A 17,010-nucleotide genomic window follows, 5' to 3' on the forward strand; every position below is an offset into this window, starting at 1 on the left:
GCTTCGCTCACAGCCAATTATGGTAGGGCGCGAAGCCATTGTACATTATTCACTGTGCATTGTACATTCTACACTACTCAAAGATACTCATTCCCCGCCGTTGCGGCTGTCGATCTGGCTGCTGCCGCTGCTGTTTTTCGAGAGATTTTTTACCTCATCGAAGCTGGCCCGGCTGGCTCCGGTGGTCGATACGTTGGCGGTTTCTACGCGCATCTGTCTGGCGTTGAGCTTGCTGGCCCCCGACAGGGTGGCCGTCACCTTGTCAGCCTGGCCGCGCAGGATAATTTTTGCCGCCCCGGTCTGGTCGGTCACCAGCGTTTTCACGTTCGTCTTCACCAGCACCTGACTATCGCCCGACAGATCGACCGTGAGCTTGTCCAGCGCGTCGAACTCGGTCATCCGGGCCACCGCCCCGCCCGATAGCCGCAGGGTTTCTACCGTGGGCAGGGTGATAGTGATGCCCATGCGCGGCCCCAGATCGTTACCTCGTTGTTCAATGCGCAGTGTGCCATCTTCGTTGGTATGACTTACGTTGGCCAGTTGCTCCTGACCGTTGCCATCAACTACGGCTTTGAGCTGATTACCCTTCTGGAAACGAACCGCGAAGTTGCCCGAAACAGTCACCGTTGTGGGTGTATTAGCTGGCGAATTTGGACCCAGTTCCAGCGTCTTCGTTTCTGACCCGTCGGTATCTACGTCCACATCGTCAGTACCATTAGCGTCACCCTCGTCGTTCTGGCGTGAACTGGTGTCTTCTTTGTCCAGCGTACGCTCGAAACCAATGCCTACCAGGCCGGTTTCCAGAAACTGCCACCGCTTGTTGGCGATGTTGTCAAACTCCTTGTCATCGAACCGGTTCTGGATGAAGTGTGCCGCATCGTTCGACATACGGAACGCCCGACCGTAGGGGATATAGACGGTCACGTTCAGGCTCTGCCCGCGGAACTTGGCATTGTCGGGCAGGAGGAACTCGCGGCTGAACTTTACCAGTGAATCGGTCACAAGGGGCTTATACTGAACCAGTTGGGCTTGGGTCTGTGCATCGCGGCGGCTGCGTCCACGGGCAGTGGCCACCGTGACCACTTTGATGTCGGTACCGGCATACCCCTGCAAGTCTATGTTAGGCCGGAGACCGTCTTCTTCGTCGGCGTTGTCCATCACAAACGTGGGGGTGCCCGCGGGATTGATCACCTGCGTGTTTTCTACAGTGCCGTTTTTGCTGAATTCCCTGACGGTCTGCGGTATGGTAACGGCCAGCATCACGGCGCAAACTACCCAGGCCCCTAGCAGGCTTAGGCCGGTGCTGCTGCTGATGAGCGCCCTGCGGGTCATCACCAGCAGGCCCGTGAGCGCCAGCCCCAGGCTGGGTATGAAACAAACCCCAAACCCAGCCAGCAGGGTTAGGAAATTGCCATCTTCGTGCAAGAGCGATACCCAGACCGGATCACTGCTTCCGGGGCCAAAGTGAACCCCGTTGAAGATGCCTATGCCAAAGCCCAGGAATACGAGGCAGGTGATCATGAAGCCGATACCCATGCACACCATGATGAGGCCAAACAAGATGCGAAGTACGCTGCCCAGCCCCCTGAGTGTACCGCCCAGCAACCGCCCAATGACCCGAAAAACGGCTGCCAGCGCCCGAAACGGGAACAACAATAGTTGGGTGAAGCCACCCTCAGGGACCGTTTCTGAGATGTTCAGGCTACTTTTCACGCTATGTTCGATATTGCTGAGCGTAATGGGCTGCCCCGCCATTTCCATTTTTTGCGTCAGGGTGCGGGCTTCGGGTGCCACCATCCAGAGAATGATGTAGGCCAGAATACCGAAGCCAAACAGGAATACGCTGGCAACGAGCGCAAACCGCACAACGCCCGCGTCGAGGCCAAAATAAACGGCTAGCCCCGATGCCACCCCGCCCAGCACTTTGTTGTCGGGGTTGCGGTAGAATTTTTTAACGCCTTTTTCTTCTTCCAGCGTGGTTTCGCCCGGTAGGAAAATCCAGAGCAGTATGTAGGCGATGACAGTGACGCCACCCAGCGACCCAAATCGACCGTTGCCATGCATAAACCCATCGCCGATGGCCGGAAAACCGACTACCAGACAAACGATCAGTACCCGCATCCAGACCGGGTCGATTCGGAAATAGTGAGCCAGACCAGCAGCTACCCCGCCCAGTGTTTTGCGGCGCAGGTCGCGGGCCAGTTTGCGGCCATTGTAGCTGTAAGAAGTTCGCGCTTTGCCCGTGGTGGGGTCATACTTGTAGTCGTATTCGTAGCCACGCTGGCTGCTTTGACTACCGCTGGCTGGTTCGTCGTCAAAGGTACCTGCTCCCGTCGCGTTGGGGCGGGGTGGGGTGGTAGGGGCAGCGGTGCCTGTTTTGGCCCGGCTGCCACTGGCCACCAGCATATCGTCATTATCAACGGCTTCAAAGTCGGCTACGGTACCCATCTGGGCAATAAGTCCGTTGACATCGTCGATGGTAACGGCCTGGCGGGCGGGATTTTTTTCGTCGCCTTTGAGGGTCTTGAGGAGCTTTTCGGCAATCCGGTTCTCAATGTCCGTTACAATTTCCTGGCTGTCCTCGTAGGTTGAAAAGTATTGCTGAATAGACGACAGATAGCCCTTGAGCTTCTCGTAGCCATCTTCTTCAATGTGGAATATCACCCCACTGATGTTGATGCTGATAGTCTTTTTCATGATCGTAGGGGAAGATTATTGGTCTTGCTTAGGTTGGGGTACCACAATGTCAATAGAAGAAGCGTCGGCGGGCTTGTCGGTTGAAGGGCCAGCGGCGGGTTCGGGTTTGGGCGCGGGCTGCACCACCACCGACACTTGCGGGGGGGCACTACTTCCTTTGCCGTTTTTGCGGGTGTGGCTCACGATCTGATCAACCGATTCAGACAACTCCTGCCAGGTTTCGTCCAGTGCTTCGAGCGAGTTTTTGCCCAAGTCGGTGAGCACGTAGTACTTACGCGGCGGCCCCGACGTCGACTCCACCCATTTATAGTCGAGCAGACCAGCGTTTTTCAGGCGAGTGAGCAAGGGGTAGAGTGTACCTTCAACCACCATAATCCGGGCCGAAGTCAGCTCATCGAGCATATCGGAGGCGTAAATTTCGCCCCGCGAGATGATGTGTAGGATGCAGAATTCCAGAATGCCCTTGCGCATCTGGACCTGCGCGTTTTCGATATTCATATGCTGTTGGGGATCATAGGCCAAACCGATGCATCAAAAGTAGTATAAGGTACTTTGTGATGCAAGGTACCTAAGCACGAATACAAAAATTTGTATGACGAACGGTGGATACGAAGGATATATGATTTTGGATTGGGGATTGCGGATTTCGGATTGTTGCTTACGCACGGGGTTGCTTCGGCAACAATCCGAAATCCGCAACCGCAGCGGCGGACCGCCCCAATCCAAAATCCTTCCCGTAACTTGTAGCTGTTTTTATGACCACCGTATGCTATCACGTTTATACCTTTTTCTGCTGATACTAGCTGCTTCGAGTTCCTACGCCCAAAAAGCCGTTTATGGCAATGAGTGGATCAACCCGCAGCAGGCCTATTATAAAATCCCTATTGCCCAAAAAGGCCTGTATCGCCTCACCTTCGCCGACTTGCAGAAGGCGGGTCTGCCGCTGACGAGCCTCGACCCCCAGAAACTGCAACTCTTTCACCGGGGCACCGAACAGGCCATTTGGGTAGAAGGCGAGGCCGATGGTAAATTCGACGCCACCGACTACGTGGAATTTCTGGGAAGAGGTAACGACGGTGTGCAGGACTCGACGCTCTACCGCCCCGCCTCGGCGCAGCCCAATGCCTATTACAGTCTCTATTCCGACAGCACGGCTTTCTTCCTGACCACCCGCCTCGACGCACAGGGCGGCAAACGCATGGCCCGCTACACCGACCTCGATGCCGGAACAGGCGCAGCGGCACTACAGCCTGAGCCTTACGTCTGGGCTGAAGAACTGCGGTATTTCAACGATTCGTACCCGGCGGGCAACATCTACCCCATAGGGGCCTGGTATGACAACGGTGCTATTCTCGCGCCCTATGACGTGGGCGAAGGCTGGATGGGCAGCAACATCAAACCAAAAACAAACTACACGCAAGCCATTACCCTAACCAACGTGTTCAGCAGCAGCCTGGTACAGCCCATGCTGATGATGCAGCTTATTGGCCGCACCCCCGTGGCACATACTGTCAACGTGCAGGTTGGCGCGTCTGCCAATCCGCGCAAACTAGCACCAATCCAAAGCCAGAACTACGATCCGTACCTGCTGACCGTGCCGCTCTCAACCACCGACGTGGCCGATGGGGGGCGGGTGGTATGTACGCTGAGTCCGCAGAACGACGACGACGAAGTGTCAATGGCCTATTTGCGGGCTGTGTACCCCCATCAAACCAACATGGCGGGCTACGCCTACCGCGAATTTTGGCTGAACCCGGTGGCGGGGGGGCGGGCCTTGCTGCGGCTCACCAACGTGGCGGCTAATGCCCGCGTGTATGACGTCACCACGCCCGGCCAAACGTCGATACTGTCGGGTACACTGGTGAATGGCACGTTTACGAGCGTGGTACGCGAAGCCGCTACGGCGCGTAAACTACTGATTACCAACGCAATATTACCGGTGTCATCTATCAGGCTAGCGGCGTTTCGGGCCATCAACCCCGCCAAAGCCAGTTTCATTATTATAGCTCACCCTATGGTGCGTACCGCCACCGCCGATTCGCCTGATCCTGTGCTGACCTATGCTGCCTACCGTGCCTCGAAAGCGGGTGGGGCGCATGACACCCTGACGCTCAACATTCATCAGGTATACAATCAGTTTGGCTACGGCGAACGGTCGCCCGTAGCTATCCGGCGCATGGTTGACTACCTGACCAGGAACGGCAATGCCAAACACCTGCTGCTTATTGGCCGGTCGCGCGATCCGCAGGCGGTACGCCGCAACGCCAACGCCGATACCCTCGACATGATCCCGAGCGGCGGCTGGCCGGGGTCTGATCTGGCCATTGTGACGGGCCTGAACGGCAAAGCGCCCTACGCCCCCGCCATTGCCGTGGGTCGGCTGAACGTGACACAGCCCCGGCAGGTTCTGGACTACCTGAACAAAGTGAAAGAGCACGAAGCCGCCCCCGTCACCGCCCCCTGGCGGAAGCAGATGCTGCACCTGAGCGGCGGCAAATCGGCTTATGAACTGAGCCTGTTCCGGGCTTTTGTGGATGAGTTTGGACGAAGCATCACGGCTAAATACGTCTGCGCCACGGTAGAAACGGTCTCGAAACAAACCGACGACCCCACTGAGGTGATATCGGTAGTGGCGCAGGTGAACCGGGGGCTGGGCATCATTTCCATGTTTGGCCACTCCAGCCTCGAACTGTCCGACATCGACATTGGCTACGTGAGCAACGACCGGCTGGGCTACCGCAACAAGGGTCTGTACCCTTTGTTGCTGGCCAACGGCTGCGCGTCGGGCAACTTTTATTATGGCCCCAGAACGTTTGTCACCGACTGGGTGCTGACCCCCGACCGGGGTGCTATTCTGGGTTTGGCCCACACCCATAATGGCTTTGCCAGCGCGCTGAAGGCCTATTCAGATAACCTTTATGCCGTGATGACCGACAGCCTGTACCAGGCCAAAACCTTCGGCGAAATCCAGGTTGAAGCCATTGGCCGGTACGTAGCGGCCAACACGTCGGTGTTTGACAAGGCTGGTGCCGAAGAGATCGCCCTTCAGGGCGACCCTGCCGTGCGGCTGTTTCCGTTTGCCAAACCCGACCTCACGTTTTCCAATAAAGGTGTGGTGGTGAAGGCCGTGAAGGATTCGGTCGTGATCCAGGCGGTATCGCTCAACCTGGGCCGGGGCACGGGTATTCGGCCCGACGTGCGCATCCGCCAATATGCCGCCAACGGCCAACTCCTGCTCGACACCAGACAGCGCGTGAGTGCCGCTGCCTATGCCGATACCCTGCGGGTGAAGCTGAAAATTGCCCGCCTCACCGACACCTACTTCGAGCTGTTTGCCAACCCCGACAGCCGTCTCGACGAAGAGCGGACGGACAATAACAGCCTGCAAATCAAGGCCGACGGACAGGTGGCGAACCTGCCGTTTGACGTGGATAATACCCCCCCCGTGGTGGAGGTATCGTTTGACGGGCGGCGCATTCAGAACGAAGCCTACGTGGCCCCCCAACCCCAGATTCAGGTGCTGGTAGCCGACGAAAACACCAAACTCTTCCGCACCGACCCCGCCGGTCTGGAACTGTATTTGCAACGGCCCTGCGCGAGTCAGCCCTGCCCCTACGACCGGCTGCCCATCTCGTCGGCCACGGCCTCGTGGTCGTCGGTGGGGGGTAAGTTTATGTTGGTTTACCGCCCCGCGCAGCCCCTGCCCGACGGTGCCTATACGCTGGAAGTATACGGCAGCGACCTTAGTGGCAACCGCGCCCAACCCTACGCCATCCGGTTTTTGGTTAAGACCGAATCAACGCTGGCGAATTTGAGCGTATCGCCTAATCCGCTCATTACCAGCACGGTAGTGCGTTATACGCTCACGGGTGCGCAGGTGCCCACCATGCCCGCCACGCTCCGTTTGTTCGACATCACCGGTCGCGAGATTCGGTATTTCAGCCAGCCCGTTTCCATTGGTACCAACGAATTTGTCTGGGATGGCACCGACGGCGGCGGCACCCGCCTGTCCAACGGCGTGTACCTCTACCGTCTCGACATCCCCGGCCAGACCCCGTTCTCCGACAGCACGAAATCGAACCTAACGGGACGCATTTTGCTAACGCGATGAAGGAGGGTTTACTGTTTGCTATCTGGCTGTTGCTGGGGGGGTTAATTGGCGGGTTGAGCTACGTCAATCCCAACCACTTCACCAGCCCCGACTCTACCTACTACCTGGCTTTTGCGGGCTGGCTGGTGGGGCTGGACGGCAACAGGTACGGGCACGTCAGCACGGGTTGGGACGGCACTTTTCCGTTGGGGTATCCGCTGCTGATTGGGCTGCTGGCGCGGGCCACGGGGCTATCGTTGCTGGTGGCATCGAAAGTGCTCAACGTGGGGCTAGTGGGTATTTTCCTGCTCATCTGGCGGCGGCGGCTGGGAGCGCGGCGGGCCGTATGGGTAGGGTCGGTGCTGCTGCTGGGCGGCTTTGTGCGCATCCTTACCTACACATGGTCGGAGTGGGCGTTTCTGATTTTGCTACTGGAATGGGCGTGGTTTATAGGCCACCAGACCACCTTGCCTACCTACGCCACAACCACCCGGCTGCTGGTCCTGACCATGTGCCTTTTTTTGCTCCGCTACGTGGGCGGCTACGTGGTTATCGTCTACGGATTGCACGCCCTGTGGACTTACGCCCGTGGGGCTTACGGACAACCTGGGCGCGACGTGTTTCGACAGCGAATCGGCCCCGACGCGCTGTATGGGCTGGTTTCTGTGGGTTTCATGCTGGGTTATTTCTACCTCAACGCCCTGCTCACACCCTCGGCCTACGGTGGCGAACGCTTCTACGAAACCGCCGAAACCCTGGGCGATAAGCTCCTGCTGATTGCCATTGCCCTGCCCAATGAACTGCTCCTGCTCCGCGACTACATCATTGGCGAACCCAGCAGCCTGGTTTGGCTGGGATTATTCATGCAGCTTGGCCTGGGCATCTGGGGTTGGCGAATTATTTCGGACAAACGGGCCACGCTACCCGGTGAGTTACCTACCGAAAGAGCTATGCTGAACTGGCTGCTGCTGTCGGCGGGGGTATACTTGGCTATTCTGTTCATCATGCGGTTGTTCAGCCCCTTCAACGGCCCCAACGCCCGGCTGATGGCGCCCATCACGCTACCTTTTCTCTGGCTCCTGGCCCAATACATCAGCCGCTGGACCAACGTTATCAGCCGCCGCCAGCTGGGTTTCTGGTGGACCATCTTACTGCTCTGTTCCTGGCTCCAACTGCTTCCCCAAGTCGATCTACTGGGAAAGTTGGGGTTGGGGAGGTGAGTGTTGGCCATTGTGCGTATGTTCAAGCGTATTCGTGCCGTAGGTACGACATGTTTGTAGCCCGTAGGGGTACACGTGCCGGATAACCACAGCGTGCCGTAGGTACGCGACCACCGCGCCTGTGTTGTGGCGTACCTACGGCACGCTGTGGCTACACACGCACAATTTCTCTGCTACAAACATGTTGTACCTACGGCACAAATAGCCCCAATGCCTGCACCATTGATAGCCGTTCACTGTTTCACCTGTCCCAACGCTTTTCCCGTTAGCCGGAGTTGTGCCGTTGAGTCGGCTTGCAAGGTGAACCCGTTGACGAAATCGCTGTACTGATGCAGCCGGGCACTGTCGCGAACGGTGACGTTGGCCTGAGCGATTTGGTTATTGAATTCCTGAAAAGTGAGCTGATTGTGTCCTGACAATGAGGCGATTAAGTTTTTTGTCTGGACATGATTCAGTAGCAGCCGACCACCTAAACCCTGTTGCTGTAGCGTAAGTGTAGGGGTTACAACATCACACAGTTGACAGTACACATTGGTTGTTGACAGCGCTCTAAGTGAAGAGATTTGCACCACGTAGTGCACCCCGTGCCAATTGTCATCCTCGTCGTCAGGCCTGAAATCCCAACCGTTCACAGGGGCCATTTGCATGAACAACGTATCACGTTCTACACGATACGTATACCCGTCCTTACCCGAATGATTCCCTGACGTATCGACTAGGAGTCGGCATGTTTTACCGGGTTCAACCTGCACCATCGCCGACGACGGTCCAGTGATCGCTACCACCGAAAAATTGGGCAATGGCTTCTTTTGCCAACGGGCATAGGGATCTTTCTTGTCGAAGCTATCATATTGATGCCGTAGCGAAATGGCGGCCACGAACATAGCGGCAACCAGGCTTAGTAAGAGGCTGATGAGGAGTTTGGTGCTGGTATTCATGAGGCAGCGGCTAGTTGAAACGTGTTGAATCGGGTTTCTAAATCAGCAATGGTAATGCCCAGCAGGGTCATGGTGCGGAATACGTTGGGCAGTTCTACGTCCAGGAAACGGGCGCGGCGCATGGCGCGTACGCGGTCGGGGGCATCGTCGGCGGCGTAGTAGCCCATGCCGCGTTTGTTATACAAAATGCCCTGTTGCTGGAGGTAGTCAAATGCCCGCATGGCCGTATTAGGGTTTACTTCCAGCGACGAGCCAAGGTCGCGCACCGACGGAATGCGTTCGCCGGGTGGCCAGGCCTGCTGGAGAATCTGCTCGCAGACATAGTCGGCGATTTGCAGGTAGATGGGTTGTTTATCAGAGAATTCCATGTGCTTACCGTTCTAGTTCGTTAAACCGAATCCGGGCAATCACCCACATGGCCATCAGCGTACCACCATAAGCCAGGTAAGTAAGCCAGCCGGGCGGCATCAGGGTTTCGTATCCATTTATGTCATGCACGTTTACGGACAGAAAAGGCAGAGTTGAATTCACCTCATGCCCGCCAAATTGCGACATCATGATCCAGAAATAAAGCAAAACCAGCACCACGGCACATATGATAGCCACGCCTACATTACGGACAAACACGCCGCGCCGAAAGTAGAAACTACCCAGCCAGGCAATGGCCAGCCCCAGGAAGATAGCATAAGCCAGCATCAGCAAGATGCCCTTCTCGTTGTGTGTGGGCGTTGAATAATACAACAGCGTAGGTACGTACCGTTCGGTTTGGCTGGCGGGCAAGCGGCTATTGGCAATGCTAAATATAAGGGACTCATAACCCCAGAAAACTATTGAAAACAAGACCACGGCCATCACCGAATACAGCACACCCAGCCAGAATTTCTCGCCCCGCGATGCCGGAATCATCAGGTACGATATGGCCGACTCCTGCCGATAAAGCGCACTATATACGTCGCTGCCTATACTGCCCGCCAGGAGTAGCGCCAGGATGTTGAAATAAACGATATGGCTGGTTAATATGGCTGTGTCAAACCTGGTTTCATAGGCCAGCACCTGCGATAAAATCAGCACCGTAATGACAAGCAGCGCCACCGCGGCTAATGAGTAAGTACGGCCTTTCAACGCCCAAAACCAACGGTTGAGGCGGGCGAAACGGGTGAGTGAAAAGGTCTGATTCATCGTTTTTGGTCTGGAAAAAGGGTTTTCATGCGTTGCGGGCTGCTGATGGCGGCGTTAAACAGCCGCTCTAGGTCAATGGGTGTGTCGTCGGTGGCATCGTAGTTTTCGCGCACTACGGCGTGACCGCGTAGGCTCGGTTCGGCATAGAGCACGTCGGCGGGAATGTCGCGGCCCGATGTCTCGAAGCGGAGGCGTTGGCTTACCTGCTCCAGCGGCGCGTTGAGCAGCAGTTCGTGGTCGTTGAGCACCACCACCGAGTCGATCAGCGTGTCGAGGTCGCGCACTTGGTGGGTCGAGATAACGATGAGCCGGTCGTCGGTGAGTGCCGCCGAGACTACCTTCCGAAACTGCGCTTTCGACGGAATATCGAGGCCATTCGTGGGCTCGTCCATGAGCAACACGCCCGTGTTGGTGGCCAGCCCGAAGCTGATAAACACCTTTTTGCGTTGCCCCAGCGACAGGTCGCTCAGTTTACCAATGTCGGCAGGCAACTGAAACACCTTCAGGTAGTTGCGAAACTGACCGTCGCTGAAGCGAGGGTAGAAAGGGCTCATCGTAGCTACGTATTTCGCCAGCGTCAGCGCCGGTACGTCGACCTCTTCGGGCAGGAAAAACAGGTCTTCCAGAAAAGCCGGTTCACGGCGGCGGGGTTCGCGTTCGTTTACCCGAATCTGCCCATCGGTGGGGTAGAGGAGGCCCGCCATCAGTCGCATTAGGCTCGACTTACCCGCCCCGTTCGAGCCTAGCAGGCCGTAGATATGCCCCGGTCTGAGGTGCAGACTTAGCCCCTGTACTACCGGCGGCTTATGCCCGTACCGAAAGGTGATGTTGTCTAGGTTTATCATTGTTGCAGTGTATTAGTGATATAATACACTGCAATAGTAGAAATTGTTTTTGAAAAAGCAAGTGGGGAGTGAAGGAATGTACAATGAATAATGTACATTCCTTCACTCCCTAAACGTACCTGCCGCATACCACAGGCCGGCAATGGCTTTTTGGTATTTGGTGCGTAGTTCTTCCAGTTTCACGCCCAGGTCGATGAGTTTGCTTTCGCGGGAGTTGACCAGGAACAGGGAGCTTTCGCCCAGCGTAAACCGCTGTTGTTCAGCCTGTACCAGCCTGCGCTGATTAGCTACGGCCTGCTCTTGGACCCGTAACTGCTGACTAAGTGTCAGCAACTCGTTGCGGGTGGTGAGGATATCGTTTTGAATGTCGCGCACGGTCTGCTGCCGGTCCAGGACCAGCTGTTGGCCCTTTATCTGTACCTGCCTGAGTTTACCCCGCTCTTTGCGTAGAAACAGCGGGAAAACAAGGTCAACGCCGATCTTATGGTTGCCGGGGCTAAAAGCATAATAACTGTTCCAGTCATAGCCTTTCTGTAGGTCGGGGGTTTGGCTGAGAAGGCTGGCACTGAGTGCAATCTGAGGCTGTAATAGCGCCCGCCGAAACCTTGTTTCCAAATCATTTTGGGCTGTCTTCGCGTCAATCTTAGCCAGTTCGGGGTGCTGCTCCAGCGCCTGACTCAGTAGCCGTTGCACCACTGTTTCGCTCACGTCAATTGGCACCGATAATTGCGGCACTACGGTGGCGGGCAGGTCGATAGGCTGGCTGTTGGGTCCCCATAAAAACACCGACAGCCGTAGCCGGGCATTCTGCAAGTCGACTTCGGCCTGCTGCCGTTGCACCAGCCGGTCCTGCACCGTAATGAGGGCCTCGGTGGTGTCGATAGTGGCTGCTTCGCCGATGAGTGCCCGCTGCCGAATGCCCGTAAAGCGTACGTTGGCCAGATTAAGGCCTTCATTCACCAGGGTATAGGACCGGTAGGCCAAATACCACTCCCAATAGACCTTGGCAGCTTCGAAAAGGGCTTTGTTGACCTGTTTGCGGCGGTCGGCTTCGGCCAGTCCCAACCCAGCCTGTGCTTGCCGCAGGGCCGTGCGCCGCCCGTCAATCAACAGCGTCTGGCCAATAGGTACGCTCACGCCCACCAGCATCAGGCCCGACGGGGGCGTACTGATTTCAGGGTTTATGGCCTGCCCCACGGCCCGGTCATACTCTACCTTCAGATCGATCCCCGCCGCCCGGATGGGCACCGACAGACCGGTCTGCCAGCGCTCGTAATACAGCTTCTGCGTAAATTCTTTCCGGTCGAAATAGGAGGTCAGCTTGGGGTCGAACGCGCCCCGTGCTTCCATGATCTCGGCGCGGGCCTGTTCTGGAAACAGGTTAGCCTGCCGCACTACGGGGTGATAGTTCAGCACCGCATCGAAAAATTCGGCGGCGGTAAAGGTTGTGGTATCCTGGGCGTAGGTTAATGGTTTGATCAAGAGAAGGATAAACGCAAGTAGGGTGATACGCGAAGCTACCCTACAACGCGAAGCCACACATGCTACGACGCCAGACTGCTGCTTACTGCCCACTGCTACTGCCCATGTCTTCATTTCTTTGCTCCAGTTGATGCCGACGGTTCAGATTTCAGGCTGGGCGGAAAGCCGTTGAGCTGCCGCCAGAGTTCATACCAGATCGGCACGTCGTCGAGCATGACCCAGCCATACACGCCCGACCCCACGCGGAGTTGCGCAGGCCAATTGGGGTCGTGCTTTCCGATTTTGGGCCTCACCAGCAGCCGGTATTTGCCGTTGGTGCTGCTCACGGCGTCGATCACAGCTACTTCACCGGCAAATGTGCCCACGGCCACGCTTGGCCAGCCCGAAAACTGTACGGCAGGCCAACCGTCGAACTCCAGCCGCACAGTACGCCCCGGCTGGATCAGGGGCACGTCGTTGGGGCGTACGAACAACTCGACCCCCACCAGCGGATTAGCCGGTTGCAGGGTCACAATAGACTCACCTTCCTTGATGTTTTCGCCAATACCTGCTTTGAACGAACGCACGATGTAGCCATCCTGCGGGGCACGAATCACGTACAGCCCCTGCCGCACCACCACGCTGCTGATCTTATTGTTAATCTTTGAAATCTCGCCACCCGCTTCGGCCCGGTACGATACCGCCGAACTCCGGTCAGACTGGGCTTTAGCAATTTTTTCCCGATAATCGGCCCCAATGTTGTCCAAATCGAGCCGGGCGTTGGTCAGTTCCTGCCGCGCTACGTTCAGTTTGGCCTCCTGACTCACCACTTTGGCATAGTCCTCCTGGAGTTTCAGGCGGCGGCTTTCCAGGTCGGTCAGGGAAATCAGCCCGTCGGCGTGCATCTTTTCCGAACGGGCCAGCCGGTCGGCGGCAATGCGGTAGTTGGTGCGTTGGGCTACCAGGTCGGTGCTGTCACTAATAACCTTGAAGCGGCTTTGTTTTACCTTGTTCCGTGCCGATTCGAGCTTTACCACCAGTCCAGCCTGCAACGCCGAAATTTGATTATCGAGGGCCGAAATCTTGGTCACGGTGGCGTCCTGACTGCCCTTTTTGGCATCAAGTTGTTCACCCAGCCGGGTAGTCAGGTTAGGGTCGAAATAGTCGTCTTTTACTTCCGAAATCACCACCAGCGTGTCGCCCCGGCGCACAAACTGTCCGTCGCGCACGGCCCAGCGCTCTATGCGACCGGCAATGGCGTTCTGCACGGTCTGGGGGCGGTCTTGTGGCGTCAGGGCCGTTACCTCACCTTCGCCGTTGATATTCTGTTGCCAGGGTAAAAACAACGATGCCAGGCCAATAAATAGGATTAGGAGCATCCATCGCCCCAAAGACCGGCCCGCCCGCAAGTCGGGTAGAGCACGTAACGTCTTCAGCGGGAAATGCGCTAATATGGCATCGTCAACGCGGGTGTTTGATATGTTGAGCATGGGGAGTTGAGTGGTAAGCGATGAACGATAAGCGGTGAGTGAACGAGTTTACAGCACTTACCGCTCATCACTCATCGTTCATCGCTAAGTGGTAGATCTGTTACGGTGCCTAGTTTTTCCACGGCGGTCATGAGGTCATAGACCACGTCGATGCCCATGATGAGTTTGTCTACAGAGCTGGTGATAAGCACAATGACCAGTTCGGCGGCTACAAACTGGCCAAGGGTCATTTCGCGACCTACTACCAGCGTGGTGCCCAAAATAAGCAGGCCACCGGTAATGAGCGTTTTAAAGGCCACCGCGCTGATATAGAATCGTTTCAGTACCGAAAAGTGCTGGTTGCGGTAGGTAATGTATTGAGCTACCAGCTCATCGGTCTGGTTCATGTAGGCGGCTGGTTCGGTGGCTTGTCTGATGGTTGGCAGTTGCCCCGCCATTGTTTCCAGCCATGCCACCAGCTTATACTTGTATTTCGACTCGTTTAAGCTGGTTTTCAGAGCTTTAGGTCCGTTGAGCCACACAATGCCCACCACGGTCAGGATCGTTACAATGCCAAACGCGATGAATACAGGGTGATAAAACGAGAGTAGGATAATGCCCAAACCAATCTGCACCACCGCCGCCGTGATGTCTATGAGCAGCTTGGGCAGGCCTTTCTGGATCGTGAGCACGTCGAAAAAGCGGTTCATCAGTTCAGGTGGGTAGTGGCCGTTGAAGGCCTCAGGCTCAATGCGCGGCAGGCGGTAGGTGAATTCAAAAGCTGCCTTCACAAACAGTCGTTGTTGCAGTACTTCTACCAAAACCTGCTGCCCGATGAGAATAAAGCCGCTGATGATAACGCCTACGATAACTAGCCCGATGAGCACGTACACCGAGCTAAAAACCATGCCGCCCGACACTAGGTTGAATACCGCCTGAATACCCAATGGCAACGAAAGGCCAATTAGTCCCGCCACTATAGCATAAAGATATACGTAGCCAATGTCACGTCGTTCAGTGTTCAGCAGGCGGAAAAGACGTTGCGAGGGGGTGGGGTTGGACGTTGAGTTGGGAGTCTGTACCATAATTGGTGCAAGTTACGCCGCTGTGGAGTTTTAAGTGAATTTTAATGAATTCCTAAGCAAGCTTTAACCTGGAGAGCTATTGCAAAGATAGTATTACTATCATAGATGCGAATAAAACTTATATGAACGGCCCTTTGTTGCTATAACTGGTACATAACCACTATGAACTATAACCACCCATGAACTATTCACTACACCTTCAAATGAACGAGAAGCTGTACCTGCGCGACCCGGAACAGTCCGACTTAGGTCGCCGGATTGTGCGGCAGGGTATTCTCCTTATTCATGAGATTGGTTTTGAAGAGACCACATTTCGCAAATTGGCTGAACGGCTTGGCACTAAAGAGGCTAGCATTTATCGCTATTTTGAGAACAAGCACCGGCTATTGGTGTATATAGTGGCCTGGTACTGGCGGTGGCTCGATTATCAGGTAGTTTATGAAACCAATAACATAACCAGCCCCCGCCAAAAGCTGGAACGCATCCTACCCATCCTGCTTCAGCGTTCGACCGATACCCCCGCCACGCCCGACGATATCGACCTGCGGGCACTCCACAACGTGGTAATCCGCGAGGCCAGCAAAGCTTACCTCACCCGCCATGTATCTGACGACAACCGCGAACAACTCTTCAAACCTTATAAAGACTTGTGTGGCCGGTTGGCCGACCTGATTCTAGACTTCAATCCCAATTATCCCTATGCTCGGTCAAGGGCGAGTTCCCTCATTGAGACGGCGCATTACCAGGCCTTTTTCATGGAAAACCTGCCCTCACTAACCAATTTTGGTGGTGAACCCACCGACGATACCCTGCTTGCTTTTCTCCACCACCTGCTCTTTTCAAGCATAGAACGAACAGTGAAAGAGTGATTAATTAATCTTCACTACGCTATACGCTGCCTGGTTGGGTCGGCGTTGCTGGTTGCCAATGTGGGTACGAACGTGGTCGTCGTCGTGGATAAGCAGGAGGGTATTGGCATCGGTAAAGGTCATGTCCTCGGCCTTATGACTGAAGGTCAGGGGTTTGCCAGTGGCCGTGCGGACTAGTTGAAGGTTGCCTTTGTTGAGCAGGTCATTCTCCGTGATTGTCCAGAGATAGGCCCCCAACTTATCGCCTTCCTCAAAAGAAGTGAGCACCCAGAAACAACGCCGAACTGGGTCATATTCAAGGCTCGAAATAGCCAGTAGCTTTGGTAGGGATGGATCGACAGTACCGACGGTAAAGTCGCGTATGGTTACCACGGGACCAAGCATCACTTGTTTGGCATTGACTGCTGCGCCTGCCCGAAGCGATGGCTCGATATGGTACGGTGCCGACAAGATCGTGATTTTGTGGTCGTATACAGCATGATTGTCCCCCTGTTCGCGCACACCAAACCACAGCCGGTCATTTGTTACTGCAAGGCCTTCTACCTTGAAGTAAGCGGGATTACCCAGTGCCTGCTGAAGCTGACAGCGCAAGGCCGATGATACCCCCGAATTGCCATTTGTGCCGAGCAGTTCGGGGCTATCCTCGCGGCCCACTTGCCAGGCAAGCAACATATTGTAGCCGTTTTGTTCAGAAGAGCCGGACGTGAAGCGGTCGAAAGCGGTGATCAGGAAGACCCACTGCTGATCGGGACTGACGGCGAATTCTTCAAATGTATGTGCTGCCCGCAATAAGGAATGTTCGCTATAGACTGGCTGAGCGTGGTGTCCGGTTGCTGACTTGCCGGGTATGCCGTTAATTCTGAACATGGCCGACCGGGGCGCGGGCATATCTTTATCGTTGGCCAGAAAAAGTTGCCCCCGTTGCGCCAATATGGCTGATGCCTCACACCAGATTTCACTCCCGTTTGGGTCTGGTTCAAAACAGTCGATCCATCCTTCGCGAATAATTTGCGCAGTATGTGGCCGGGTCTGAAGCCGAAACGTCTGGCAGTGAGTAAACACAAATACCGTCAGTAAAAGAATACAGTATTTAAAAAAAATCATATGTCTAAGACTGACAAAAATTGTACCGAGGGGCAGTATGAATAGGCAGATTT

13 protein-coding genes are annotated in these 17,010 nt (G+C 55.6%); 3 read left to right on the plus strand and 10 right to left on the minus strand.

From position 1 onward, the window contains the following. Positions 1 to 87: 87 nt before the first annotated feature. Positions 88 to 2,697 (minus strand): PspC domain-containing protein, encoded by a 2,610-nt coding sequence (locus J2I48_RS27595; RefSeq protein WP_207338772.1) that lies wholly within the window; start codon positions 2,695 to 2,697, stop codon positions 88 to 90. Positions 2,698 to 2,712: 15 nt separating this feature from the next. Next, positions 2,713 to 3,195: a PadR family transcriptional regulator gene (locus J2I48_RS27600; protein WP_207338773.1), complete on the minus strand. Its 483-nt coding sequence runs from the start codon at positions 3,193 to 3,195 to the stop codon at positions 2,713 to 2,715. A 268-nt stretch (positions 3,196 to 3,463) separates the two neighbouring features. Between J2I48_RS27600 and porU2 the strand changes: the two genes are divergently transcribed. After that, positions 3,464 to 6,808 (plus strand): putative type IX secretion system sortase PorU2, encoded by a 3,345-nt coding sequence (gene porU2 / locus J2I48_RS27605; RefSeq protein WP_207338774.1) that lies wholly within the window; start codon positions 3,464 to 3,466, stop codon positions 6,806 to 6,808. Continuing rightward, a complete protein-coding gene (locus tag J2I48_RS27610) occupies positions 6,805 to 8,007 on the plus strand; it encodes a hypothetical protein (protein WP_207338775.1) in 1,203 nt (400 codons plus the stop codon). The genes porU2 and J2I48_RS27610 overlap by 4 nt, the downstream gene beginning before the upstream one ends. Positions 8,008 to 8,240: 233 nt before the next feature. On the opposite strand, the gene J2I48_RS27615 is transcribed toward J2I48_RS27610, so the two are convergent. From J2I48_RS27615 to J2I48_RS27645, 7 genes are all read right to left on the minus strand, one after another. Further along, on the minus strand, positions 8,241 to 8,945 hold the full coding sequence (locus tag J2I48_RS27615) for a hypothetical protein (protein ID WP_207338776.1): 705 nt from the start codon (positions 8,943 to 8,945) through the stop codon (positions 8,241 to 8,243). Continuing rightward, the gene (locus J2I48_RS27620) at positions 8,942 to 9,313 is read right to left on the minus strand and encodes a GntR family transcriptional regulator (protein ID WP_207338777.1); all 372 of its coding nucleotides are present in this window, start codon (positions 9,311 to 9,313) and stop codon (positions 8,942 to 8,944) included. The genes J2I48_RS27615 and J2I48_RS27620 overlap by 4 nt, the downstream gene beginning before the upstream one ends. Before the next feature lie 4 nt (positions 9,314 to 9,317). Continuing rightward, on the minus strand, positions 9,318 to 10,124 hold the full coding sequence (locus J2I48_RS27625) for a hypothetical protein (protein WP_207338778.1): 807 nt from the start codon (positions 10,122 to 10,124) through the stop codon (positions 9,318 to 9,320). Then, a complete protein-coding gene (locus tag J2I48_RS27630; RefSeq protein WP_207338779.1) occupies positions 10,121 to 10,969 on the minus strand; it encodes an ABC transporter ATP-binding protein in 849 nt (282 codons plus the stop codon). Before J2I48_RS27630 ends, J2I48_RS27625 begins: the two co-directional genes overlap by 4 nt. Positions 10,970 to 11,071: 102 nt before the next feature. Beyond that, positions 11,072 to 12,451 carry a TolC family protein gene (locus J2I48_RS27635; protein ID WP_229376845.1) on the minus strand — a complete coding sequence of 460 codons (1,380 nt, stop codon included), beginning with the start codon at positions 12,449 to 12,451 and terminating at the stop codon, positions 11,072 to 11,074. A 110-nt stretch (positions 12,452 to 12,561) separates the two neighbouring features. Next, the gene (locus J2I48_RS27640; RefSeq protein ID WP_207338781.1) at positions 12,562 to 13,920 is read right to left on the minus strand and encodes an HlyD family secretion protein; all 1,359 of its coding nucleotides are present in this window, start codon (positions 13,918 to 13,920) and stop codon (positions 12,562 to 12,564) included. Between the two features lie 71 nt (positions 13,921 to 13,991). After that, a complete protein-coding gene (locus J2I48_RS27645) occupies positions 13,992 to 14,984 on the minus strand; it encodes an ABC transporter transmembrane domain-containing protein (RefSeq protein ID WP_207338782.1) in 993 nt (330 codons plus the stop codon). Positions 14,985 to 15,163: 179 nt separating this feature from the next. Here J2I48_RS27645 and J2I48_RS27650 point away from each other — a divergent pair, with 179 nt between their 5' ends. Next, a complete protein-coding gene (locus J2I48_RS27650) occupies positions 15,164 to 15,853 on the plus strand; it encodes a TetR/AcrR family transcriptional regulator (RefSeq protein ID WP_207338783.1) in 690 nt (229 codons plus the stop codon). Here the strand turns inward: J2I48_RS27650 and J2I48_RS27655 are convergent, their stop codons facing one another. Next, a complete protein-coding gene (locus tag J2I48_RS27655; protein ID WP_207338784.1) occupies positions 15,854 to 16,957 on the minus strand; it encodes a hypothetical protein in 1,104 nt (367 codons plus the stop codon). Positions 16,958 to 17,010: the final 53 nt, after the last annotated feature.

The sequence above is a fragment of the Fibrella aquatilis genome, from assembly GCF_017353255.1.
Classification (GTDB): domain Bacteria; phylum Bacteroidota; class Bacteroidia; order Cytophagales; family Spirosomataceae; genus Fibrella; species Fibrella aquatilis.